The 25,811-nt window shown below is 38.2% G+C and carries 20 protein-coding genes and 1 pseudogene; 20 read left to right on the top strand and 1 reads right to left on the bottom strand.

From position 1 onward, the window contains the following. The first annotated feature begins 79 nt into the window (after window positions 1-79). The 16 genes from JF259_RS00485 (at window position 80) to JF259_RS00410 (ending at window position 22,014) form a co-directional block, all read left to right on the top strand. The gene (locus JF259_RS00485; RefSeq protein ID WP_199111992.1) at window positions 80-3,862 is read left to right on the top strand and encodes an efflux RND transporter permease subunit; all 3,783 of its coding nucleotides are present in this window, start codon (window positions 80-82) and stop codon (window positions 3,860-3,862) included. Between the two features lie 16 nt (window positions 3,863-3,878). Beyond that, window positions 3,879-4,235: a four helix bundle protein gene (locus JF259_RS00480; protein ID WP_199111990.1), complete on the top strand. Its 357-nt coding sequence runs from the start codon at window positions 3,879-3,881 to the stop codon at window positions 4,233-4,235. Beyond that, window positions 4,232-5,539, top strand: a complete 1,308-nt coding sequence (locus JF259_RS00475; RefSeq protein ID WP_199111988.1) for a TolC family protein — start codon at window positions 4,232-4,234, stop codon at window positions 5,537-5,539. The genes JF259_RS00480 and JF259_RS00475 overlap by 4 nt, the downstream gene beginning before the upstream one ends. A gap of 2 nt (window positions 5,540-5,541) precedes the next feature. Then, entirely contained in the window at window positions 5,542-6,249 is a 708-nt protein-coding gene (locus JF259_RS00470; RefSeq protein ID WP_199111986.1) for a PepSY domain-containing protein, read from the top strand. Between the two features lie 5 nt (window positions 6,250-6,254). Beyond that, on the top strand, window positions 6,255-8,000 hold the full coding sequence (locus JF259_RS00465; RefSeq protein WP_199111984.1) for an efflux RND transporter periplasmic adaptor subunit: 1,746 nt from the start codon (window positions 6,255-6,257) through the stop codon (window positions 7,998-8,000). Between the two features lie 26 nt (window positions 8,001-8,026). Continuing rightward, window positions 8,027-8,416 carry a heavy-metal-associated domain-containing protein gene (locus tag JF259_RS00460; protein WP_199111982.1) on the top strand — a complete coding sequence of 130 codons (390 nt, stop codon included), beginning with the start codon at window positions 8,027-8,029 and terminating at the stop codon, window positions 8,414-8,416. 136 nt (window positions 8,417-8,552) lie between these two features. Continuing rightward, entirely contained in the window at window positions 8,553-9,125 is a 573-nt protein-coding gene (locus JF259_RS00455; RefSeq protein ID WP_199111980.1) for a helix-turn-helix domain-containing protein, read from the top strand. A gap of 87 nt (window positions 9,126-9,212) precedes the next feature. Beyond that, entirely contained in the window at window positions 9,213-11,714 is a 2,502-nt protein-coding gene (locus JF259_RS00450; RefSeq protein WP_199111978.1) for a heavy metal translocating P-type ATPase, read from the top strand. Between the two features lie 256 nt (window positions 11,715-11,970). Further along, the gene (locus tag JF259_RS00445; RefSeq protein WP_199111976.1) at window positions 11,971-13,530 is read left to right on the top strand and encodes a beta-N-acetylhexosaminidase; all 1,560 of its coding nucleotides are present in this window, start codon (window positions 11,971-11,973) and stop codon (window positions 13,528-13,530) included. A 530-nt stretch (window positions 13,531-14,060) separates the two neighbouring features. Then, window positions 14,061-14,783, top strand: a complete 723-nt coding sequence (locus JF259_RS00440) for an SMI1/KNR4 family protein (protein ID WP_199111974.1) — start codon at window positions 14,061-14,063, stop codon at window positions 14,781-14,783. A 165-nt stretch (window positions 14,784-14,948) separates the two neighbouring features. Beyond that, window positions 14,949-16,238 (top strand): YecA family protein, encoded by a 1,290-nt coding sequence (locus JF259_RS00435; RefSeq protein WP_199112611.1) that lies wholly within the window; start codon window positions 14,949-14,951, stop codon window positions 16,236-16,238. Between the two features lie 905 nt (window positions 16,239-17,143). Further along, a complete protein-coding gene (locus JF259_RS00430; RefSeq protein ID WP_199111972.1) occupies window positions 17,144-17,947 on the top strand; it encodes a lipid II flippase Amj family protein in 804 nt (267 codons plus the stop codon). Between the two features lie 172 nt (window positions 17,948-18,119). Beyond that, complete coding sequence (locus JF259_RS00425; protein WP_199111970.1) at window positions 18,120-18,590, top strand: hypothetical protein; 471 nt, start codon at window positions 18,120-18,122, stop codon at window positions 18,588-18,590. Window positions 18,591-19,533: 943 nt separating this feature from the next. Continuing rightward, window positions 19,534-20,157, top strand: a complete 624-nt coding sequence (locus JF259_RS00420) for a hypothetical protein (protein ID WP_199111968.1) — start codon at window positions 19,534-19,536, stop codon at window positions 20,155-20,157. 418 nt (window positions 20,158-20,575) lie between these two features. After that, on the top strand, window positions 20,576-21,253 hold the full coding sequence (locus JF259_RS00415; RefSeq protein WP_199111966.1) for a DUF5041 domain-containing protein: 678 nt from the start codon (window positions 20,576-20,578) through the stop codon (window positions 21,251-21,253). Window positions 21,254-21,417: 164 nt separating this feature from the next. Continuing rightward, on the top strand, window positions 21,418-22,014 hold the full coding sequence (locus JF259_RS00410) for a hypothetical protein (RefSeq protein WP_199111964.1): 597 nt from the start codon (window positions 21,418-21,420) through the stop codon (window positions 22,012-22,014). 41 nt (window positions 22,015-22,055) lie between these two features. On the opposite strand, the pseudogene JF259_RS00405 reads toward JF259_RS00410, so the two are convergent. Then, window positions 22,056-22,466: pseudogene (locus JF259_RS00405) on the bottom strand (transposase); the annotation flags it as partial. A gap of 287 nt (window positions 22,467-22,753) precedes the next feature. Here JF259_RS00405 and JF259_RS00400 point away from each other — a divergent pair. The 4 genes from JF259_RS00400 to JF259_RS00385 all read left to right on the top strand — a co-directional run bounded on the left by JF259_RS00400 (window position 22,754) and on the right by JF259_RS00385 (window position 25,798). Further along, window positions 22,754-22,996, top strand: coding sequence for a hypothetical protein (locus JF259_RS00400; protein WP_199111960.1), 243 nt, complete (start codon window positions 22,754-22,756; stop codon window positions 22,994-22,996). Between the two features lie 90 nt (window positions 22,997-23,086). Further along, the gene (locus JF259_RS17570; RefSeq protein WP_317192048.1) at window positions 23,087-23,293 is read left to right on the top strand and encodes a type II toxin-antitoxin system RelE/ParE family toxin; all 207 of its coding nucleotides are present in this window, start codon (window positions 23,087-23,089) and stop codon (window positions 23,291-23,293) included. A 442-nt stretch (window positions 23,294-23,735) separates the two neighbouring features. Continuing rightward, the gene (locus JF259_RS00390) at window positions 23,736-24,305 is read left to right on the top strand and encodes a hypothetical protein (RefSeq protein ID WP_199111958.1); all 570 of its coding nucleotides are present in this window, start codon (window positions 23,736-23,738) and stop codon (window positions 24,303-24,305) included. A gap of 71 nt (window positions 24,306-24,376) precedes the next feature. Then, on the top strand, window positions 24,377-25,798 hold the full coding sequence (locus tag JF259_RS00385) for an SDR family oxidoreductase (protein WP_199111956.1): 1,422 nt from the start codon (window positions 24,377-24,379) through the stop codon (window positions 25,796-25,798). Window positions 25,799-25,811: the final 13 nt, after the last annotated feature.

Below are 25,811 nucleotides of genomic sequence, written 5' to 3'. Positions count from 1 at the left end.
GGATTATTTCTGCCAGGTGCTATACCGTATACCGTGTTTTACACACTTATATTGTCTAATAGTTTAAAAGTAAGATGAAATGCTAAATAAAAGCATAAAATTTTTAATAGAGAATAAACTGGTGGCCGTCCTGTTGTTGGTGCTCTTTGTAGGATGGGGAACAGTTAATGCACCTTTTAATTGGGATACTGGCTTTTTACCAAGCAATCCAGTAGCTGTAGATGCTATTCCCGATATAGGTGAAAACCAACAGATCGTTTTTACAAAGTGGGAAGGACGATCGCCCCAGGATATCGAAGATCAGATCACCTACCCGTTAACAACCTCGTTGTTGGGAATTCCTGGTGTAAAGACCATACGAAGCTCTTCTATGTTTGGGTTCTCTAGCATCTATATCATTTTTGAAGAAGATATCGAGTTTTACTGGAGTCGTAGTAGAATATTGGAAAAGCTTAATTCATTACCAAGTGGTTTGCTGCCCGAAGGTGTAAGCCCGGCCTTAGGGCCAGATGCTACGGGATTAGGACAAATATTTTGGTATACCTTGGAAGGGCGTGATAAGGAAGGCAATGTAACCGGTGGTTGGGATTTGCAGGAGCTGAGAAGCATTCAGGATTATTATGTTAAGTATGCCTTGTCTTCTGCTAGTGGTGTCTCAGAGGTAGCCTCTATTGGTGGCTATGTGCAAGAATATCAAATAGATGTTGATCCCGAATTGATGCGGCAGTACAATATTGGATTAAATCAGATTGTAAAAGCAGTTAAAGAAAGCAATACAGATATAGGAGCACAAACCATAGAAATAAATCAGGTTGAGTATTTGGTTCGTGGATTGGGGTATGTGAAGTCTATCGCGGATATCGAAAATGCGGTAGTAACTTCCGAAGAATATACGGCAATTAGGATTAAGGACGTAGCTAAAGTAGTATTAGGCCCTGCAGCACGAAGAGGGATATTAGATAAAGAAGGCGCCGAAGTTGTTGGAGGCGTTGTTGTGGCTAGGTATGGAGCCAATCCTTTAGAAGTTATTAATAACGTAAAAGGAAAGATAAAAGAATTAAGCGCAGGTTTACCTTCCAAAGTATTATCCGATGGAACCACTTCCCAGGTTACCATAGTGCCTTTTTACGATCGAACTGAACTTATTCAAGAAACACTTGGGACACTTAATGAGGCTTTAACCCTGGAAATATTAATTACTATTTTAGTAATTATTGTCATGGTATTTAATTTAAGAGCTTCCGTTTTAATATCCGGATTGTTGCCTGTGGCGGTTCTTATGGTCTTTATTGCCATGAAGCTTTTTGGAGTAGATGCTAACATAGTTGCTCTTTCGGGAATAGCCATTGCTATTGGTACGATGGTAGATGTAGGGGTCATTCTCTCAGAGAATATTATTAGGCATCTAGATGAAGATAAAAAACAATCCTCCATAAATACAGTAGTTTATAAAGCTACAGCCGAAGTGTCTGGAGCTATTGTTACTGCGGTTATGACGACCATTATAAGTTTCATTCCTGTGTTTACAATGATTGGTGCCGAAGGAAAGCTATTCAGGCCCTTAGCATTTACAAAGACCTTTGCCTTAACAGCCTCTATAATTGTGGCCTTGTTTTTAATTCCCCCTTTTGCAGCATTTTTGTTTAGAAAAAAACGAGTTAAAAAGGTTTTCGGTTATGCTTTAAATGGGGTCTTGATACTATTTGGAGTTGTTATGGTTTTATATGGCCATGGCTTAGGTGGTATATTGCTGGCGTATGGTGTGGTGTCGATCGCCAGTTTATATTATAATAAAACAGCATTTCGTTTCTCATTTCTCACTTTTAATTTTTCGGTTTCAAAAAATAGTATCAATATTTTTATATCGGCGCTGGCCATTGTGTTTCTTTTAGCTGAGTATTGGCGACCTTTAGGAGTCGATAAAAGCATTTTTTGGAATCTTATTTTTGTAGGCCTTGTTTGTTTTGGTCTGTTGGCTGTATTTACGCTTTTTAGGAGGTATTATACACGTATTTTACAATGGGCATTGGCACATAAGTTACTCTTTTTGTCCATTCCAATGTTTCTTGTTGTTTGTGGTTTTCTTATCATGAAAAATACAGGTAAGGAATTTATGCCAGCTTTAAATGAAGGTTCCTTTTTACTGATGCCCACATCCATGCCACATTCGGGAGTGGAAGAAAACAAACGTGTATTGCAACAGTTGGATATGGCTGTGGCCAATATTCCCGAGATAGAAACGGTTGTTGGGAAGGCTGGTAGGGTGGAATCGGCTTTAGATCCAGCGCCCTTATCCATGTATGAGAATGTTATTCAGTACAAGCCAGAATATATGCTCAATGAGGCAGGTGAACGCCAACGCTATAAAGTCAATGACGATGGCTTGTTTGCGTTGAAGGATGGGCGCTTTGTTGAAAACCCTAACAGGACTGTAAGTTCGAACGCAGCAGAGAACCAGAGCATTAACAAAGCGACAACACACGATATAACATCGAAAATGCTCATTCCTGACGATGACGGTGAATTTTTCCGCAACTGGCGTCCCGAAATACAAACGCCAAATGATATCTGGAACGAGATCGTAAAAGTTACAAAACTTCCTGGGGTTACTTCAGCACCTAAATTACAGCCCATCGAAACCCGATTGGTTATGTTGCAAACCGGTATGCGTGCCCCCATGGGGATTAAGGTGAAAGGGCAAGATTTAAAACAAATTGAGGCTTTTGGAATCCAGTTAGAAGCCATTTTAAAACAAGCAGAAGGCGTTAAGGCCGAAGCTGTTTTTGCTGATCGCATCGTAGGAAAGCCTTATATGTTAATAGATATAAACAGGGAAAAGATCGCACGTTATGGTATTTCAATAGAGGCAGTTCAGGATGTGCTAAAAGTTGCTGTTGGTGGCATGGTATTAACCCAAACTGTAGAAGGGAGAGAACGCTATGGTGTTAGGGTGCGCTATCCACGGGAATTACGAGCAAACCCTAATGATCTTAAACAGATTTATGTACCCGTTTCCAAAGGAACTCCAGTGCCTTTAAGCGAATTGGCAAGCGTTCGTTATGAGCAGGGACCGCAGGTTATAAAAAGTGAGGATACATTCCTCGTGGGGTATGTGTTATTTGATAAGTTGGACGGCTATGCCGAAGTAGATGTTGTTGAGCGTGCTCAGGCTTTGATTCATACGAAGATCGCTTCGGGAGAATTGGTAGTTCCGAAAGGGATTAGTTACCAATTTACAGGTACTTACGAAAACCAGCTACGAGCAGAAAAGACCTTGTCGGTAGTCGTTCCGTTGGCATTGCTTATTATTTTCTTGATTCTCTATTTTCAATTCCGTTCGATAGCTACATCCTTAATGGTGTTTACTGGCATAGCCGTTGCTTTTGCAGGTGGTTTTGTTATGATTTGGTTATACGGGCAGGACTGGTTTTTAAACTTTAGTGTTTTTGGGGAGAACCTTCGCGATCTGTTCCAAATGCATCCTATTAATCTTAGTGTAGCCGTTTGGGTCGGGTTTATTGCATTGTTTGGAATAGCAACAGACGACGGAGTGGTTATGGCCACTTACTTAAAACAAACGTTTAGCAAGAACGCACCTAAGACAAAGCTGGCCATACAAGCCTCTGTAATAGAAGCCGGTGAAAAGCGAATCAGACCTTGTTTAATGACTACCGCTACAACTATTTTGGCTTTGTTGCCTGTATTGACATCAACGGGTAGAGGTAGTGATATTATGATACCAATGGCCATCCCTAGTTTTGGAGGGATGCTTATAGCGCTTATCACATTATTTGTCGTTCCGGTATTGTTTAGCTGGAAACAAGAGTTACAATTGAAATCAATAGGTAGAATTAAAAACTAAAAACGAAAAGTTAAAAATGGACAAAAATATATTGAGAAACAAAAGTTATGACTTTGCAATTATGATTGTGAGAATCTCTCAGTTTTTAGTTTCCGATAAGAAAGAATTTGTGTTGAGTAAGCAATTGTTAAGAAGTGGAACGGCTGTTGGCGCGCTTATCCGTGAAGCTGAATTTGCTCAAAGCAAAAAAGATTTTATAAACAAGATGAGTATTGCACTTAAAGAAGCAAATGAATCTTTGTATTGGTTAGATTTATTAAAAGATACCAATTACATAGAAATAGAAAACTATAAAACGCATTATAGTTTAAATAAAGAATTGGTAGCCATGTTAGTGAGCTCTATTAAAACATCTAAATCAAATAACTTATGATAAACTTGTTTAGATATTTAAAGGAAGTATTGTTTGAAGGTAGTTCAAGGGCTTTGAATTTGAGAAGTATTTCACTTTCCACTGTTCGCTTGTCGTTTTTCGTTTTCTGTTTTTCACTTCTAGCGGTACAGCTTTCAAATGCCCAACAGTTGGAAAGCCTGTTAGATGAAGCCTTGAATAACAATCCTGAAATTCAGAAATACGAACTGCAATACCGTATTGCTTCCGAAAAGGTGAATGAAGTCAATGCCGTTCCCAATACCGAATTTGGGATAGGCTATTTTGTGAGCGAACCCGAAACCCGGACAGGAGCACAGCGGTTTAAATTATCTGCCAGGCAAATGGTGCCATGGTTTGGAGGTATTACGGCACGTGAACAATACGTCAGTTCGCTGGCCGATGCCAAGTATGAGGATATTGTAATAGCCAAGCGCAAGTTGATGGCTTCGGTATCGCAATCCTATTATAAGCTCTATGCCAATAAAAGAAAGCAAGCTGTTTTGGATGAAAATATTGTCTTGTTAGAAACTTACGAAACCCTGGCGCTTACTTCTGTTGAGGTAGGAAAAGCATCAGCAGTCGATGTTTTACGTTTGCAAATGCGCCAAAATGAATTGGAGCAGCTCAAGCAGGTTTTAGAGCAGCAGTATCTGACCGAGCAAACACGTTTTAATAAACTCTTGAATCGGGATAAAGGTATTGAAGTGAATGTTGTGGGCGCACTAGACATCCCGATGGACGATCTCGATATCCGTTCGGAAAAACTGGTGTTGCACCCCGAATTATTAAAGTACGACAAACTCTATGAATCTGTGGAGCAATCGGAATTACTCAATCAAAAGGAAAGCAGTCCGATGATCGGTTTCGGTTTGGATTATATCAATGTAGAGAAACGTCCCGATATGGATTTTAAAGATAACGGAAAGGATATTTTAATGCCTATGCTATCGGTTTCTATTCCTATATTCAATAAAAAATATAAGTCACAGACCAAACAGAATGCATTGCGACAACAAGAGATCCAATCGCAAAAGCAAGAGCGCTTAAATATATTGGAGACATTGCTGGACGATGCCGTTAATAACAGAACCTCTGCAAGAATTCGCCATGAGACCCAAACCAATAATTTAAAGCAGGCCAAAGACGCCGAGGCCATACTTATTAAAAGCTATGAAGCGGGAACCATTGATTTTAATGATGTTTTGGATATTCAGGAGCTGCAATTAAAGTTTCAGATAAATCAAATAGAGTCTGTAACGGACTTTTATGTGCAATCAACGATCATTAATTATCTAACACAATAATTATGGTAAACAGACACGCCGCATTAAAGATACGGAAGACCCATCGTTATTTAGGATTGTTCTTAGTGGTTCAGTTCTTGTTTTGGACACTTAGCGGTCTGTATTTTAGTTGGACTAACATTGATGACATTCATGGCGACCAGTTTAAAAATTTAAACTATAAGCCAAAGCATTTTTCAAATTTAATCAGTCCGGCACAACTGCATGTGGAGCATGGCATATCATCCCTTGAAATACGGGATATTAATAATACGCCTTACTATTGGGTGAACAGATCGCAGTTGTTCAATGCGGTTAATGGTTCCGAAAAGCAGGAGATATCTAAGGAAGAAGCCCTGTATATTGCAAAGCATCGAATGAAAGACGGTTTGGAGGTAGCCTCCATAGACCAGATAGATGCCACAGGGAAACATCACGAATACAGAGGGCGTTTGTTACCCGCTTATGTGGTTTCTTATGTAGACGATGCACATATTAAAGCCTATGTGTCTAAATCAGACGGCAGGTTTCAAACCGTTAGACATCGCGGTTGGCGTTGGTTCGATTTTTTGTGGATGACCCACACGATGGATTACGAAGGTAGAGATAACTTTAATACCACGGTATTAAGGGCCTTTTCACTTTTAGGGTTAATGACCGTATTGAGTGGGTTTTTACTGTGGTATACCTCGTCCCCTTCAGTTAGAAAACTATTAAAACGAAAAAAATAATAATAATGAGGAAATATATAATTTATATAGGCATATTAACCATTGGAATACTACTGGGGTGGTTTTTCTTTGGAGGTTCTTCTAATAGGACAGAAGAACACGATCATGGCAGCGAAGTAGAAACAAAGACCATGTGGACCTGTTCCATGCATCCACAGATATTACAACCGGAGCCCGGCGACTGTCCAATATGTGGTATGGATTTAATCCCTGCCGAAGCTGGTGCAGATGGATTGTCCAAAGATCAATTTAAACTGACAGAAAATGCCATGGCACTTGCCAATGTGCAGACCTCTGTAATAGAGAAAGCAGATGTGGATGCATCAATTGTAAGGCTTTCAGGAAAGATTACCGAGAATAAAGATAAAGCCGCAACGCAACCAGTACATTTTAGCGGTCGTATTGATAAGCTGTACGTGAAATCCTTAGGCGAATACGTTAAACGCGGACAAGCCATTGCAGAAATATATTCGGCAGAACTTATTGCAGCGCAGCAGGAACTGTTAATAGCCTATAAAAATAAGGCGTCTCAGCCTGAGTTGTATGAAGCCGTAAAGAAAAAATTTAGGAACTGGATGATTCAAGATGCCCAGGTTTCGGAAATAGAACGTTCGGGTAACATTCAAACACAATTTACTATTTATTCAAACATTTCGGGAGTTGTAACAGAAATAGCGCTTAGTGAAGGTGCCCATATTATGGAAGGTAACCCGCTATTTAAAATTGCTAACTTAAATACTGTCTGGGCTAATTTTGATGTATATGAAAGCCAAATCGACTTGTTTAAATTAGGTCAAGAAATAGAAGTAGTTACTAATGCCTATCCCGATAAGACATTCAAAGCGACGGTAGACTTTATTGATCCCCTTTTAAATACCAATACCCGAACAGTAACCTTACGAGCTGTTTTAAATAACAAGGAAGGAATTTTTAAGCCCGGGATGTTTGTGGAAGGACAGGTTAATGCCTTGCAGGATGACGGTCTTTTGCTAGTGCCTTCAAGTGCGGTTTTATGGACTGGCAAGCGTTCGGTGGTCTATATAAAAGTAAAAACCGATACGCCTGTTTTTGAAATGCGTGAAGTAACGTTAGGGAAAAAAATGGGAGCAGCTTATGAAGTTTTAGATGGCTTGGAACGAGGTGATGAAATTGTAACAAACGGAACGTTTACCATTGACGCTGCAGCACAATTACAAGGCAAAAAATCCATGATGAACAAAAGCGGTGGTAAGGTAATGACCGGCCACGAGGGGCATATGGGGATGGATACAGCCAATCCTACCGAAATCTCACGGTTTGAGGTTGCAACCGATTTCCATAAGCAGTTGCAACAGGTGTTTGATGGGTACATTCAAATAAAAGATGCCCTGGTAAAGGACAATGCAAAGGAAGCGCAGGAAGCCGCCAAGCAGGTAGGTAACCGTTTGAATAAGGTAGATATGACCTTGCTAACCGACAGTAAAGCCCATGCACACTGGATGGTATTGGAAAAAGGATTGCAAACTACATCTGCTGGTATCGCAGAAACCTTGGAGATACAAGAACAACGTAAGCATTTCAGGGACTTGTCCCTGCATTTAATTGATGCCATACAACGTTTCGGTATCGATAAAAAGGTCTATGAGCAGTTTTGCCCAATGGCCGATAATAACAAAGGGGCTTATTGGTTAAGTAATGAAGAAACAATATTGAATCCTTATTTTGGAGATGCCATGCTTAACTGTGGAGAAGTGAAATTAATTATAGAATAACAATTATAATCATTAAATTTAATATCATGAAGAGAATCATTTTAAGTGTCGCCGTTATTGCGGCAATCGGATTAACAAGTTGCAAAAATGAAGCGAAAAAGGAAACCACAACTGAGGTTGCGGTCCAAAAAGCTGGAACAGACCTAAGTTTTGGTGTTCGCGGGAATTGTAAAATGTGTAAAAAGACCATTGAGAAAGCCGCTAAAGGGGTAGAGGGTGTTGCAAGCGCCAACTGGGATGTCGATAAAAAGAAGATCGATGTTACTTTCGACGCGTCGAAAACAGATGCCATGGCCATTCATAAAGCCATTGCTGCATCGGGCTATGATACCGAAAAGATAGCTGGAAGTGAAGATGCTTATAACAACCTGCCGGGATGCTGTCAGTACGATCATGAAATGGCTATGAATCAGTAGTCTATTTTTTTTAAGTATTAACATGTAAAAGCTGAATTAGGAGTACATGCCAATCAAAAAAGCTGGCTTCTAATTCAGCTTGAATGCCTTAGGAATAGGTTTAGTTTTTAGCAATCAATAACACGGATCTTTCATTATGAAGGAGGCTTATACTGAAATAGCGGTAAAGAACATGGTGTGTAACCGCTGTATTAAAGTGGTTAGGGAAGAGCTGACCAAAAACCACTTTGACTTCAACCATGTAGCCCTGGGAACGATTTATTTTGACCACGGGATCTCTGAAAAAGAGAAAGCACAACTTAAGACCATTCTTGAAGCAGAAGGGTTTGAACTTGTAGAAGATAAAGAAGCCGTTATTGTAAAAAACATAAAAACACTAATAATTCAACTAATCCATCACGGAAAAGAAAAGCCAGAGCATCAAACCTTTTCGGGGTTTATTGCATCAGAAATCGGGATGGAATACACGCAGTTGAGTAAACTGTTTTCTGAAATAGCAGGACACACCATAGAACATTATATTATAGAACAGCGTATTGAACGTGCTAAGGAATTGCTGATCTATAATGAACTAACATTAAGCCAGATTTCTTATGAGCTTAATTACAGCAGTCCGCAGCATCTGTCAAGGCAATTTAAACAAATAACAGGGCTTACGCCATCTGCTTTTAAAAAGATAAGGATCCGCAAAAAGTTAGATACAATTTAATCAAAATTGTATACAATCGGGTACTGGATAAAGCTGATCTTTGTTTAAGAAGTCAATCGGATTTATTAATTATTAAAACTTAAACATGTGAAGCATACATATTCAATTTCGGGAATGACCTGTAATGGGTGCCGTTCTCACGTAGAGAAAACCCTCAACACTGTAGAAGGTGTTGAAGAAGCGCATGTGCATCTTGAAAGGGGAGAGGCTGTTATAAGCATGGTCTCGCATATCCCATTGGAAACATTTACTAAAGCTTTGGAAGCAAACAGTGGTGGGCGTTATAGTATTGCCATGCCGGGTATGGCAAAGCCAAAACAAGTCACTCCTAAAAAAGTAAGCGGTACGGGAACCGGTGTGTTCTATTGTCCGATGCATTGTGAGGGTGATAAGACCTATGACGTAGCTGGTGACTGCCCAGTGTGTGGTATGGATCTGGTAGAAGAGGTGTCTTTAGTTGCTGGGGCTTCTGTTCAGTATACTTGCCCCATGCATCCCGAAGTAATAGAAAATGGACCCGGAGCTTGTTCCATCTGTGGTATGGACCTGGTACCTCTGGAACCGGAGCTATCGACCGAAGCGATCCATTACAAAAAACTGTTGTCTAAGTTTTGGTGGAGTGTGGCCTTTACGCTGCCCATCTTTCTGATAGCAATGTCCGAGATGCTTCCCGGAAGCCCCTTATATAAGCTATTGCCACAAAATAATTGGAACTGGATCCAGCTGGCCTTATCGCTACCCGTGGTATTTTATACTACTTGGATGTTCTTTGAAAGGGCATATAGGTCGATCGTGACCTGGCATTTAAATATGTTTACTTTGATAGGCATAGGTGCCGGAGTTGCCTGGATCTTCAGCGTCTTTGGCTTACTGTTTCCAGAGGTTTTTCCTGCCCAGTTTAAAACCGAATACGGCACCGTACATGTGTATTTTGAAGCCGCTACCGTTATTCTAACCCTGGTACTTATGGGGCAAGTGTTAGAAGCGCGGGCACATACAAAGACCAATAGTGCGGTTAAGGAATTACTAAAACTGGCACCCAACAAGGCCGTTCGCATTACTAATGGCAAAGAGGAACTCGTGGCTATTGATGTTATTAAAGTTGGCGATCTGTTACGGGTTAAACCGGGTGACCGGATTCCAGTGGATGGCGTGGTTCATGATGGCGAAAGTTCGGTAGATGAATCGATGATTACGGGCGAACCCATTCCTGTACACAAATTACCGGGCGACAAAGTGCGTTCGGGAACTATTAACGGCAAACAGTCGTTTGTTATGAAAGCCGAGCGGGTAGGGGCCGATACCTTATTGTCGCAAATCATCGATATGGTTAATAAAGCCAGTCGCAGCCAGGCGCCCATTCAGAAGTTGGCCGATACCATTTCTGGGTATTTTGTGCCTATCGTGGTGCTCATTTCGGTCATTACCTTTGTGCTTTGGGCGGTTTTCGGACCCGAACCCAGATATGTGTACGCGCTTATAAATGCCATTGCGGTACTTATTATAGCTTGTCCCTGTGCACTGGGACTGGCAACACCCATGTCTGTTATGGTTGGTGTGGGTAAAGGCGCTAAATCGGGCGTGCTTATAAAAAATGCAGAAGCTTTGGAAACCTTAAACGCGGTGGACGTCCTTATAGTTGATAAGACTGGTACGATCACCGAAGGCAAACCTTCAGTGGAAAAGGTAGTAGCCGTAAGTAATGATTTTAATGAGGATTTAGTATTACGGTATATGATGTCCTTGAATATCCATAGCGAGCATCCCTTGGCAGAAGCAACTACACAGTATGCTAAAGCTCAGGATGTAGCGTCTCTTAAAGTGCATGCCTTTAGCTCGGTAACTGGAAAAGGGGTGATGGGGCAGATAGATAATAAGCCAGTAGCTTTTGGAAATGTTAAAATGATGGAAGCAGCACAAGCAGACCTGTCGGTAACCATTCAAAACACTGTTTCGAAATACCAGTCGCAGGGCAAGACCATTTCGTTTCTATCGGTGGATAAAACAGTAGTGGGGTATGTGGTTATTTCGGATAAAATTAAAGCAAGTAGCAAACAGGCTATTGCGAGCTTACAGCAAAAAGGTGTTAGCGTTGTGATGCTTACGGGCGATAGTGAACCTACGGCGCGGGCTGTTGCGACAGCGTTGAATCTTAGTGATTTTAAGGCCGATATGTTGCCACAAGATAAGTTAAAGGAAGTTGAACGCTATCAGAAAGTTGGCAAAAAAGTAGCCGTTGCTGGCGATGGCATTAACGATGCACCGGCATTGGCTAAAAGTAATGTGGGTATTGCTATGGGCACGGGAACGGATGTAGCCATAGAGAGTGCCGCCATTACCCTGGTAAAGGGCGATCTTCAGGGCATTGTAAAGGCTTATAATTTAAGTGTCAAAGTAATGCGTAACATCAAACAGAACTTGTTCTTTGCGCTGGTGTATAACAGTGTGGGCGTGCCGGTAGCGGCAGGGGTGTTGTTCCCTGTTTTTGGGATATTGTTGTCGCCTATGTTGGCGGCCCTGGCGATGAGCTTTAGTTCGGTGTCGGTCATCACGAATGCGCTACGGTTACGACGGGTGCGTATTGATTGAAAAACATAGGTTATTGTTTTTATTCATTTCTTTTGCTTGTCCAAAAGAAACCCTTCGGCCGAGCCTGTATCGAGCTTGTCGAGATGCTAAGGATAAACTTAAATGGTAGTTCACCAAATCAGAGAGGTGGTCTGTGGGCTGTTGGAAATTTTCAATCCGTATTCGGGTAAAAACAAAATCATTAGGGTAGATTTGCTAAAAAACTTATTTTCGTGTCTATTAGCGAAATTTTGACAAACCTTTTGAAGTGTACTCTATGAACCGATTGATCTTCTTCTTCATTTTAGCCATTACATTAAATAGTTGTAAACCTGAAGTACAACCGACATGGGCTCTGGTGCCTTATCCGAATGCGATAGAAGCCACCGATGGTGTTTTTAGTTTTGAAAAGGGTATTGCCATTACCTTTTCTGATCCTTCGTTGCAGGGGCTTTCAGAATTCTATGCGAAGCGGTTTTCAGAGTTGGGGATTGGGGTTGAAGCCAAAGCCCGCCAGACCATCGACCTGCAACTTACCAAAGGGGACACTTTAAAGCCCCAAGCATATCGCTTGGAGATCGGTAAAAAGAAGATCAGCGTTACCGCATCGCATCCGCAAGGGCTTTTTTATGGACTCATGACCTTGTGGCAACAGCTAAACCTATCGGGTAAGCAGGTGATTGCCTGTGGAGAGATTACGGATACCCCGCGTTTTGACTACCGTGGCTTTATGCTAGATGAGTCCCGACACTTTTTTGGTAAGGCAAAGGTGAAACAGTATATCGACTTGATGGCCGGCTTTAAACTGAATACGTTTCACTGGCATTTAACAGACCAGACGGGTTGGCGTATCGAGATCAAGGGCTTTCCGAAGTTGACCACGGTGGGCGGACAGGGTAATTATTCGGATCGGGAGGCACCTGCTGCTTATTATACGCAGGAGGATATTAAAGAGGTTGTGGCTTATGCGGCCGAGCGTTTTATAACGGTGATTCCTGAAATAGACATGCCGGGGCATGCCACGGCGGCCAATATGGCTTACCCGGAGTTTTCGGGTGGGGGTAGCGAGAAGCATCCCGATTTTACCTTCGATCCGGGTAACGAAGCTACTTATGGCTATTTAACAAGCATCCTTAGGGAAGTGGCCGGTTTGTTTCCTTCGGACTATATCCATTTGGGAGGGGATGAGGTGCATTTTGGAAACGACCAATGGCACCATAATGCAGGTATAAAAGCCTTGATGACCCGTGAGAATTTAGAGAACCTGGTGGAGGTCGAGTATTATTTTATGCGCCGTATGACGGATAGCCTTAAAGCGATAGGGAAGCACCTGGCCGGATGGGATGAGATCGTGGCTTCGGGTGTGGATAAGCAAACGAGCATGATCTACTGGTGGCGCCACGATAAGGTGGATAAGCTGGAAGCGGCGCTTAAAGCAGGCTATAAGACGGTACTTTGTCCGCGTAGACCGCTCTACTTCGATTTTGTACAGCACGATTCCCTGAAGAACGGTCGTCGCTGGGAAGGTTTTAACCCCTTAAAGGATGTGTACCAGTATCCGGATAGTACGCATCAGTTTACTAAAGACGATCTGAAGTTGATAGCGGGGCTTCAGGCCAATTTATGGACGGAGCGCCTGGCTACTGAGGACTGGATCGATTTTATGACCTTTCCGCGGTTGATTGCTATGGCGGAAGCAGCCTGGACCGATCAAGCGCATAAGGATTGGTCGCGGTTTGATGCTACCTTGCCGAAGCTATTTGCGTTTCTTGATAGTAAGGGCATCTACTATTTTAACGAGACCGATACGGTACATCAAAAGGAACCGGCGCTTTAAGAGATTTCTGTTGTTTTTGTTGGAAATGGATGCCACGAAATCCGGCTTATGAGTGACCTTTGTAGTTGTCATTCCTGTGACTGGTGCTGATTTTATTTCAGTAAGGCAGGAACCTCAATAAAAGGCACTGAAAGCTGTTATTATGGTGTGGTTGATAAGCCTGTTTCTCTAAGGAGGTTTCTGCTGTTTTTGTTGATTTCTGTTGTTTTTGCCACTTTCTGCTGTTTTTATTAGCATGTGTTGTTTTTGGTGCTTTCTGTAGACATGCGTTTTCCTTACTTAATGTGTACTGTTTGCATGCTATAAGCACGCTATAACCACGCTATAACTATACGGTTGACCGGTTTTTGACGTGTTGTTGTTTTAAATTGAAATAATATATTACCTATTTGTAGGTTTTTGTATATATTTAAGACCTGTAAGTTGTGCTGGGGAACAAAAGTTCTTTTATCCGGAATTAGAAACCGATAAACAGTATAATATATAAAGATATAACGAGTTAGGCACAAGCTAAAAAAACACGAAAAGAAATGACACCGAAACAGCAATTAGAATCAATCCTCTCAAATCAATACGAATCGGAAGACGGAGATTTATATAAGGTTGAATTGTTGAACGAAATGACAGACAGCGAAATAGAAAACCTAAAAAGTAAACTTCCAAATAATACTTTACCGATCGAAATCGAAGAATTACTACGACTCAGTAAAGGCTTTGAATTCTATGGACTTGAAGAAGTCCGATTTGATGCATTCGGTCATTTTGGATTTGAAGAGATGTTTCCAAATTCCATCCAACTTGCAGGAGACGGATTTGGGAATTTTTGGATTTTAGATATTGACTCAAAAGGAAATTGGAATTCAGTTTATTATGTGTGCCACGACCCAGCCGTAATTGTAAAACACTCTGAGAATTTAGCTGAGTTCATAAAACACGTTGACGAGTTCGGACAAAAAGGAAATCAATCCACCTTAGACATTATTCACGAAAAGACCGTAATGGAAATTTGGAGAGAAAAAGTCGGAATAATGGAAAAAAATGAAAAGGACTATGACTTTGAAAACGGACAAGTTGAATTGCCAGAAATGTTTTTAGTAGCAGACTTGACTGATAAACCAATAAAAACAGGATTTCCATGGGGAAAATCAGGACCAAATACAAAAATTATAAGACCGAAAGACGAACCGATTTGGATAGTTGAGAAACGAGTAAAACAAAGTTTTCTATCGAGACTTTTTGGTGGAAAGAAATGAAAAAAGCCAGTGCCTAACAGCGTATATAACTTATGGCGGAGAAAGTGGTAAATTCAAGCTTAGTGCTTTTAATTAAGTTTGTTGCAAGCCGACAGGAAAGTGCTTCGAAAGCCGCCACAAGTCATATACGCAAACCGTTGTGTGTAATTATGACCAACCGACAAAATGAAAATAGGAAGAAACGAAAAATGTTATTGCGGAAGTGGTTTAAAATATAAAAAGTGTTGCAAATCTAAAACTTCACAAACAGAAAAACCTGTAGAAATAAAACTTACAGATATAATTAAGACCATAAAACTTGGTTTAGAAAATTTAGACAAACTGAATGGCTCTAAACAAAAAATCAGAGTCAAGGATATAAACTTAATGAATGAAGATTCACTCGTATGTGAATTTTATCCGCATAAAGAGAACTCAACAGATATAAAAATAGAGATTGCAACTATAATGGGATTCTTTAATGGATTTTTCAGAGATGACCCGTACGAAGGAATTAGATTTAGATATTATGCTGCGAGAGCTTACGACAAAGATGATGTTGAATTATTATATGCTCTATCCTCAAAAGAAAGTGCTGAACAGATTGGAACAGGAAATTCTATCGATTGGATGAAATCAACAATCTTTCAGGAAAACACAAATGATTATCGCCTTGGAATTGCTAAAAAAATAATTTCAGAAATTGAAATAACATTTCGGGAAGTTATTAAGGATGTTCTTTCTAAAAAATATGGTACTGATTGGTGGAACTTAACACTTGACAATAAGCTTGGTAAAAGTATTAAAGACACTTACAAAAATCAATTTGGGTTTGAAATAACAGATGGAAATGTGCTAATAGAATATACATATATTCTGCAACTAAAAAAAATAATCACAACTTATTGGCCAAATTTCAAAACTCTATTTGATAAAAAACCTGATTTTGAAAATTTGATTGACAATCTTAATCTAATAAGAAGAGAAGAAGCACACAATAGAGTAATTACACAATCTCATTTAGACCAACTAAATGATATTTACATTAAGCTATTATCTAAAATTTCAAGAAAATATCCCGACATTTTACCAACACACTTAATTGATAGTTGGAAGTCAAAAATCAAACTGATTATGACAAATGGATATAAACCATTATATGATAGTTCTGAACTTATTAACGAACCAGATTCAAAAATCAAACTTTGGAAATCAATAAATAGCACAAAACATCTAATCGAATATATCAATCAAACTATTATTAGGCTTCAATCTCTAGTTGTTCCAATTCAAAAAAATACAATTCATAATGAATTAGTAAATCATTTTGTTCATTATAAAGATTTATCGGAAAAGAAACTGAAAAATATTGCAGATGGAGAGTTACAAATTCTACTGGAAACCTTGAAAGAAATTGAAAATTACGAAATAACAATGAACGAATTCACAGGAAAGTTTTTACTGTCCGAAGCGTGAAATAACTACACACAATAACTAAGTGTTCATGTGGTCTGTAAGACCAAACAAGAACACCGTGTTGACTGAACCGGTTTTGGTTGATTAGCCTACTATTGGAAGGTTACTGTTGGTACGACAAAGGAATGTGATCCCTTACTTTTTGCCATTGCTGCAACCTTTCGACTGAGCTCAGGACGAATAAGCAAAAAAAGTCTAGGCTTACGCTAAAAATCTAAGAAAATACTACGGTATCCCCACCCATGGATGAAAATACCTCCCCCTCGTTGCTTCGGGGTCAAACAAGATTTTCATCCTCATTCCTTCCTGCTACCTTGATTTTTAAGATTTTTATGGGTAGGCCGGGAGGATAGAAATGCAATAAATTATTAAGGGGGTATTAAGGTGTAAAAGTACAGCCTGCTCTCCAGGCATCCAAATACATGACACATATTGACACACATTGACACATAGGAACAAATACTCTAGGAACTTTATCTGGTATGTTAGGAAAATCGATTAGTGATTTTTATACAACCTATTCCAATCAAAGATTAATTAATATTAATAGTGAATTTTATGAGGTGTCAAGGAGTTAAACCTGATATTGAGTTAAAGGTTTTTAGAAAGGAAAACATTCTTAATAGTCATAAAAACACTATTGCTGATTTAATAAAAATTATAGAAGAAAATTAAAACAGCCGCTATAGATGGCTGGACAGGGTTCGGAAACAATTTCCTTGCCTGTTTTATCACTGGTATGTTGGATATTCAAATTAAGTGTATAGATTTGTATAAAAGAGCCGTATGATGGGAGACTATCACGTACGGTCCTGTGAGAGGCTTGGGGTGAAACTCCCCTTGTCTACTCGACGCCGAACCGTTGTGCTTCATGCTGGGAGACCGCGTAACAAAATAATAAGTTAATGACAATACAAATAATTTTTGTTCTAATATTCACCTTGATAATTCATTTGATAAGTACATTATCATATTCTGTTCGGATTGTCGGGATTAGGACAAGAAAGATTGCGATATCCTTTGCCTTATTTAATATTATGGTGTTAATTTCAAGGACTTCAAATTCTTTTCAAGCACCACTATTAGCCAAATGGATTGAGAATAACATAAATGATGGAATTAACCCAGGAACATTAGAGATTAGATTAATAATAATTGCAACAACAATAGCCACGATTATTGGTGGATTATTGATACCTACATTTCAGAGAGTATTATCAAACTCGGTTGAGAATTTTAGTTTGCACAAATCTGTTCCAAGACTGATTTTGCATGGATTTACAAAGACAGGAATAAGTCAATTTAAGAAAGAGTTGAAACTTCCTGATAAAAATAACTTTTCGATTGATAAATCATTATGGACAGGTTTTCCGGTTAAGATATTCATTTATAATATCCTTGCTGTTGCAATCTTGACTGTTGGAGTACTTTCATCTTTATATGCAGGATTTATTGAGCCTGATTTAAGAACGACTTCAAGTACATTATCCGCAGTTGTTAATGGATTGGCAACGATTTTAATGTTCGTATTTATCGACCCTTATTTATCTGGATTGACTGATGATGTAATTGAAGGTAAATTCTCCGAGATTGGATTTAGAAAAATAATCCGACTTATGATTTTTAGTAGGTTGATTGGAACAATAATGGCTCAATTATTATTAGTTCCTTTTTCAAAATTTATAGCATGGATTGCGACTATAATATGATGACTAACAAAAAGCACGAAAGCACAACAATGTGTATAGTGCATAAGGGTTTCAAAGGTTTTCGAGCGGTATCACCCGCATCAGTTTTGGGTGGTAACTTGATAGGTTTGAAGCCCGCAATCCCTTACGACACCATACACTAACCGTTGTGCATAATACGAACCGAGCTTAAATGAAAATCAAATCTTTCTCGACTTTATTTGGAATACTTTTCTCAACAATCGGAATTATTGTTGGAATTTGGATTTCTAACACAGCTATAAGTAATGATTATAAATATTTCTATATCTACTCTGGAATTTCGGGATTTATAGCAGGAAAACTATTTGCAAAATATATAATTGAAAAGAAAAACAGATTTAACCACCAGAATTATATTCTTGTTGGAATTTTAACTGGATTACTTTCGCATTGGCTATGTTGGTATTTAATAACATTGGAATTGAACTTTAGATATTGGATTTTGAACGAGCACTTTTTTTCTCGCCCTATTGACCCTTTACTCGGAATTTTTGGAGTCTTCGTATTTTGTCTTTGGAGTTGGTTATTTGTTGGTTGGGCAACTGTCATAGGCGGAATTGCAAGTATTTATGGAACTAAATGGATTTATGAAAAAAATAAAAGTACTATGCACAATAACTAAGGAGTGTTCATGTGGTCTGTAAGACCAAACAAGAACACCGTGCCTGTCCTGAGCATCTCGACAAGCTCGATACAGGATCGATCGAAGGGTTGACAGAACCGGTTTTGGTTGATTAGCCTACTATGGGGATTGCCTTGTTTATTAGATTAAAAATCTTGTGTTCAAGTGGATACCTGCCACAGTTTATCTTGGGCATCTCGACAAGCTCGATACAGGCTCAGACGAAAGGCAGATATGACAAAGGAATGTAATGTCTTACTTTTTTCCATCGCCGAAAAAAGTAAGCAAAAAAGTCTAGGCTTACGATAAAAATCTAAGAAAATACTACGGTATCCCTACCCACGGATGAAAATACCTCCCCCTCATTGCTTCGGGGTCAAACAAGATTTTCATCCTTATGCCCGCCCTGCTACCTTGATTTTTAAGATTTTTATCGGTAGGCCGGGAGGATAGAAATGCAATAAATTATTAAGGGGGTATTAAGGTTTAAAAGTAAAGCCTGCTCTCCAGGCATCCAAATACATGACACACATTGACACATATTGATAGTTATTGATAGCTATTGACACATCGGGCTGAAAAAGCAGGGGTTTTGTTCGAGATTCGTTCAGTTACGCTTCGGGTGTATTTTTTTTAGAAGGTCCTTTTACAAAGCGATACCCGAAGTAAACAGTTATTGCAATAGGCAAGGGGTGGCTAATATGGTGCTGATATTGTAGCCTTCCCTCCAGCTATACTGAAAAATAGGGGTTGACCCGACCTAAATGTGTTGTTGTTTTAAATTGAAATAATATATTACCTATTTGTAGGTTTTTGTGTATGTATCTGATTGCGTATAAGTAATTAATTAGAGGTGTAAATAGTATAATAGTCCGTTTATAAATATCGATGGTGGCTATTTCACAAAAAAACACGTTAAACCAAAAAACTTGAACAATAAATTATGAATAAAAGTATTCTATCATTATTAATTTTTGGATTGTCAATTGTTTCATTTGGACAAAATACAGATACTGATTTAAAAATAACCTCCATACATCAATTGGATGAATATGACATTCAAAATATTTTTGGTTTCCAAGGGATTAAATACCAAAAGCTAAAGTTTATCGGAAATGATTTTAAAAATAAAACTTATAAAATAACCGCAAAAGAATTTTTAGATGGTAATATTGTAACTGATACTTTGGTATTTGATAGTGCAGAAATGTATTATGATGAGTTAAAAAAAGTAAAAGATACAATTCTAGAAATCACTGTTCTTGCTAAACAAATAGACAATACTACTTTAAAAATGGAATTTATATTTCCAAGGTTTTCTTTACCAAGAGAATATAAAGTATTGGACTTGAAAAATAAGTATAGTTTGAGAAATATTGCCTCAGAAAGTAAATTGGATATAAGATATAACGAAAAGTTTTATTTACTAGCTTATATTCAACCATACGACAGAAAGGATGGTACTTTATCATACTGTGATGTTGGATTAAGTGGTATGGATATAGAGAATTGGGTAAAAAAGTTTGATATTAAACATTATTGGACTTTTGAAATGGAATTCAAATAAAAATTGTTGCTTATAATTAAGTGTTCGTGTGGTCGGTAGGACCAGACATGGATGTTACGAAGAAAGATTTATTAAAAATGGAGAGTCCTCTGGATATAGCCTTGAAATCTATGATGGCTAATGATAATCTTAACTCAAATAAAACACCATGAATATCTGATAATTACTAAACATGCTATACTTGTAAGAATTAGTATATTTAAAAAATGGTTTTTACGTATATTTGGTTAAACACTTTATATAAACTGAAAAGATCAAATTAAATAAAATTTAATATACTTAATAACTATTTGGTTTATCCGGAATTAGAAACCGATAAACAGTATAATATATAAAGATATAACGAGTTATGCACAAGCATGACCAAACTCAAACCACATATTACTGCATTAAACAATTAACACCTTAAATTTTATACATGGAAAATTATAATTTTAAAAACAATATAATGAAAAGAATTATACTAATTTGGATATTTTTTGTGTCTATATGTTCTTCTCAAGCCCAGAAATTTGATGTTGATTACTCAAATCCTAACATTACAATCGAAGACATGAATGCTGTATTAAAATCTTTAAAAATCAACGTTTTAAAATTTGGCCTTTATCCACCGGATAGCTTAAAATACAAAGTTTGTCTATTTCTAGAAGAGTACGCTGACAAAGAATTGATGAATGAAAAAGTAATTTGGTGTACATCATCCCCATATCACTCAATAAAAAATGGAGAAAGAATATTTAAGCCATTCGACGGGGCTAGATTTATAATTACAGAAAATGACAATGATTTTTTATTAAATATTAGAATGGGAGATTTTGGCATTGACGACTATAAGCTGGAAATTGATTCCATTTACTCAAATAAACATGCATCAATACCGTTCAAAATAGAAAACACAACTTTACAAGAAGGAAAGAACCCTTTGTTTTTGATAGGTTCATTTTGGGAATCCCCTTCAAAAAATGGAGATGTTCTGTTAAGATTCTGCATGGAAAAGGAATTAGCCACTGATTATTCTAATCAAGCTTTCGATATGATGCCACATTATTTTATAATTGGGTTAAACGTAACCAAACAAATAGAAAAGGAGGATTAAAATAATTAAAGCCAGTGCATAACAACGGCTATAATTCAGCGTGGCGACAGTGCGAAAACTGAAAGTAAAAACATTAAATTAGCTTGATTTCTATGCGGAATAGTCCTGCGGACGATTCCACGCCGAAATCATAGCCAAACCGTTGTGCAACATTTGAATGAACAATGAAATTAAAAACTAAATGCACTATTGGACTTTTGCTTTTTGTGATTAGTGCTTGGCTTTTCACTAAAGGATCTGAATTTGCCTATTCACAGAAACCAATCGATTATGCACATTGGCTGAATTTAATTGGAGCAGTATTACTGATTTTTTTCAATTTTATATTCCCAAAAAATAAAATCGGAATAATTGCATCTTTTCTAACAACTCTAGGTGTAATTGGACATATTGGTTTGAATACAATTGATTTTATTTCATGGAGTTTCGGAAATGATGTTGAAGGCAGGGGTAATTTTTTTAATCAATTGGCAAGTACACCTTCGATAGCATTTCCATTTGTCTACGTTGGCCCATCTTTATTGTTTCTAGGTCTTTCAATTCATGCGCTTAATTTTTTTAAATCCAATATGATTGGTAGTATTTTAACAATAAGTGGAGCAGTTTTTACCGGACTTGGACATTTTTTGTGGGATGAAAGAATTTACGCAGCTAAGGGATGTACCCTTTTTGCTCTAGGTTTAATACTGATTTTGAATAAATTGGATAAAAAAACTAATAAAACGTTGCACAACAATGGTAGCCGTTGCACAAGCCCTTAATTTTCTACAAGCAAGATACAAATAAGCCCTTTTAAGGGCTTTTATTTTGCCGTGTAAATTGCTTGCACCCTAAAATTATGAGGCTTAAAAAGACGTAAAATGTATTGTAGGGTAGCTTTATAAGCAAAACGAACATTGGACAGGCTTGTCGCCCCACTTTTGGTGTGCTTTTCTATAAATTTCAGGTACTTCTTTATATTATAGGCTATGGCCGATAGCTGCATGCACTTATTGGCCTGTTTAATACCAATAGTATTGACTTTTCTTAAGCCCATAAACTGTGTTAAGGGGCCAATAACGGGTTCTACCGTGCTTTGCCGTTTGGCTTTCATATAGCGTCCCTGTGGACTGTTTACCCGGGCGATGTTACGCTCGTACTAGGTCCGGTAATACGTTACGGTAAACTTCTTTTCTTGTGCGCTCTTGCCCAGGCACTCACTGCGTATCGGGCAGTCAATACAAACTTTCTTGGAAGCTCTATATTCCTTCTTTTTTGTATGGTTCTTGGTTTCGTAAAAAACCTTTTTAAACGACGATAGAAATTGTGTTCTGGGACACGAGACCGTTAGACTGCGCAAAAACCTATTTTGAATATTAGAATATTCGGAGGGGGATCTGAGAAAAAAATCAAATACGGGATTCTCAGGGGGGGAATTTAGTTATTGCGCAGACTCCTGTAGGGCAACATTAGGAAAAGCGAGCAATTTTTCGGATATTTAGAACTTAAATTTAAGTAAAAATGGCAACAATAGATAATATACGAAACGGATTGATTGACAAAATACTATCCATTAAGAATAAAGATTTTTTGGTCGCTCTTGACAAACTAATCTCATCGAGTTCTTCCGAATCAGAAATCATTGAACTGTCCAAAGAGCAGAAAATAATGTTGGAGATGAGCGAACTGGATATCAAAAGCGGAAAACTGATTTCTCAAGAGGCTATGGACAAAAGAAATCTGGAATGGCTAAACGCGATGTAATTTGGACTAGAACTGCCGACATCCAATTTGTGGGAATTTTTAGAATATTGGGTAAAAAGAAATAAATCAAATACCTATTCAAAAAAACTTGTGAAACTGGTTTCGGAAAGGACAAAACAAATTGCCAATAAACCATTGATTTACAAAGCAACCGACTTTAAAGATACGCGAGTTGCTTCATTGAGAAACTTTAGCATCTATTATAAAGTTACAGACAAAGAAGTTATCATTACAGCTTTTTGGGATAATCGACAAGACCCTAAAAAGCTTTTGAAAATATTGGAAAATAAAAAATAACGTTGTCCAACCAGTAGCCGTTGCACAAGCCTATAATTTTTAAAAAACATAACATAAAGACGCCCGTTTTAAGGGCGTTTGTTATTTTTCAATAGTTGTTACAATGTAAATTCAAACTGATTATTAGGGCTTACACCTTGATTTTTAAGATTTTTATGGGTAGGCCACGGTGTTTAGAAAGTTATTAGATATGCAAAACAAAAAGCACTATATTTGAGAGAAACCATGTGTTGCTAATTGTGTTTTCTAGTTAGTTTTCAAACATTTGTGTAAAATACACATAGAAATAATGGCATGAAACGAGCATTAAGAAATTTTAAAAATTACTTCACAAAAGGAAATGTTTAAAATTTTTAATGAAAGAACGAGTGTAGGGAGTGGTTGCACACGTTCTTAATTTTATAATTACAATAAAATCAATTAATTACTAAAATTTAAACGTGTGAATAAAATTTTATTTCTATTCGTTTTAATATTAACTACCAGTTGTACTGAAAGAAAAAGTACGGAGGCAGAACACGTAGCAACATACTACAAGGGTTTTAAAAAAGGAGATTATAAGCAGATAAGCGCAGTTATATCCGATACCCTTACAATTATCGAAGGCGATTACACCATGGTATTCACGCCCGAAACCTTCTATCGGCAATTTAAATGGGATTCTGTCTTTAAGCCCGTTTATAAATTAGTTTCATTAGAAAATAGGGATGAACACATTGTTGCGGCGGTCTCGGTAAAATCTTTAAGGTTTGAATTTTTAAAAAATAATCCTTTAACCTGTGAGCATAGATTTCATTTTAAATCAGGGAAAATAACTAAGATTGAAAATTTAGATTGTATGGATGCCGATTGGCAAATATGGCAGAAAGAAAGGGACTCTCTAGTTGCTTGGATTAAGTTTAATCATCCCGAATTGGATGGGTTTGTTCATGATTTAAGCGCTAAAGGTGCTATGGATTACTTAAATGCAATTGAGTTGTATAAAAACAGGCAATTTAAGCGAGAGAAATAAATGCTGGTTGCCAAAAAAGAACCGTTGCTTCTTGCTAATTTTAGGAATGCAATGTAATAATGTTTAAATACATGAGAATACTTCTAACCGGTGCTACAGGGTATATAGGTAAGCGGATGCTCCCTTTGTTGGTGAGTAAGGGGCATCATGTGGTATGCTGTGTTAGGGATAGCTCAAGGTTCAATCCACCCCAGTCACTTCAAAAAAACATTACGGTTATTGAGGTGGATATGCTGGATGCCCCTTCTTTGACGAAGATTCCAGACGATATTGATGTTGCTTATTACTTGATTCATTCCATGGCGTCGTCGAACGATTATAGGTCATTGGAGCATATGTCTGCTGTCAATTTTCGAAATAGATTGTCGCAAACAGCAGTTAAGCAGGTTGTTTATTTGAGTGGCATTGTTAACGAATCAAATTTATCCAAGCATTTGCTGTCCAGAAAAACTGTTGAAGAGGAACTTGAAAAAGGGGCTTATAGCTTGACCTGTCTGCGGGCTGGGATCATTATTGGTTCCGGAAGTGCCTCTTTTGAAATCATGAGGGATCTGGTGGAAAAGTTGCCGGTTATGGTCGCTCCTAAGTGGTTGCAAACAAAGTGCCAACCCATTGGAGTAGCCGATGTGCTGCGATTTTTAATAGCTGTTATTAAAAATGAAAAGACCTATGATAAAAATTTTGATATTGGCTGTAATGATGTGCTTTCATATAAGGATATGCTGCTCGAGCTGGCAGCAGTGAGGCATTTAAAGCGTAAAATATGGATCGTACCGGTCATGACACCCAGATTGTCGTCTTATTGGCTCTATTTTGTAACCTCGACTTCGTATAAACTGGCCAGGTCGCTCGTGGATAGTATGAAGGTAGAAGTGGTATGTCGTAATGATGATATTAATAAAATACTCGGCATAAATCCGATATCGTATCGCCAGGCTCTGCTTAATGCTTTCGATAAAATTGAGAATAATGAGATCGCCTCCAGTTGGAAAGATTCGTATGCCAGTAGTGGGTTGCAAATAAATATTTCCGAGTTTATTAAGGTGCCCTCTTTTGGTTGTTTTAAGGATCAACGAACAAAGACTTTTGATGATCGCGAATCAACTATTGAAAAAATATGGGCTCTGGGAGGAGATACCGGTTGGTATTATGGAAATGCACTCTGGCGGTGTAGAGGCTTTTTGGATAAGTTGTTTGGAGGTGTGGGACTCCGGAGAGGGCGTACCAACCAACACGCAATTTCGGTAGGTGATGCATTGGATTTTTGGCGGGTTATCTATGCCGATAAGCAAGAGGGAAGGCTGTTGTTGTTTGCGGAAATGAAATTGCCGGGCGAGGCTTGGTTAGAATTTAGGGTAGAGCATAACGAATTAATTCAGACAGCTACCTTCAGACCTTTGGGCTTGGCGGGAAGATTATACTGGTATGCTGTATATCCTTTCCACGGTTTGATATTTCGGGGTCTGATAAATAAACTGACTAGAGACATATAACAAAGGACAATGA

Origin of the sequence: Snuella sedimenti, assembly GCF_016428595.1 — a bacterium.
Lineage (GTDB): Bacteria > Bacteroidota > Bacteroidia > Flavobacteriales > Flavobacteriaceae > Snuella > Snuella sedimenti.
This window is presented reverse-complemented; position numbering and strand designations above follow the sequence as displayed.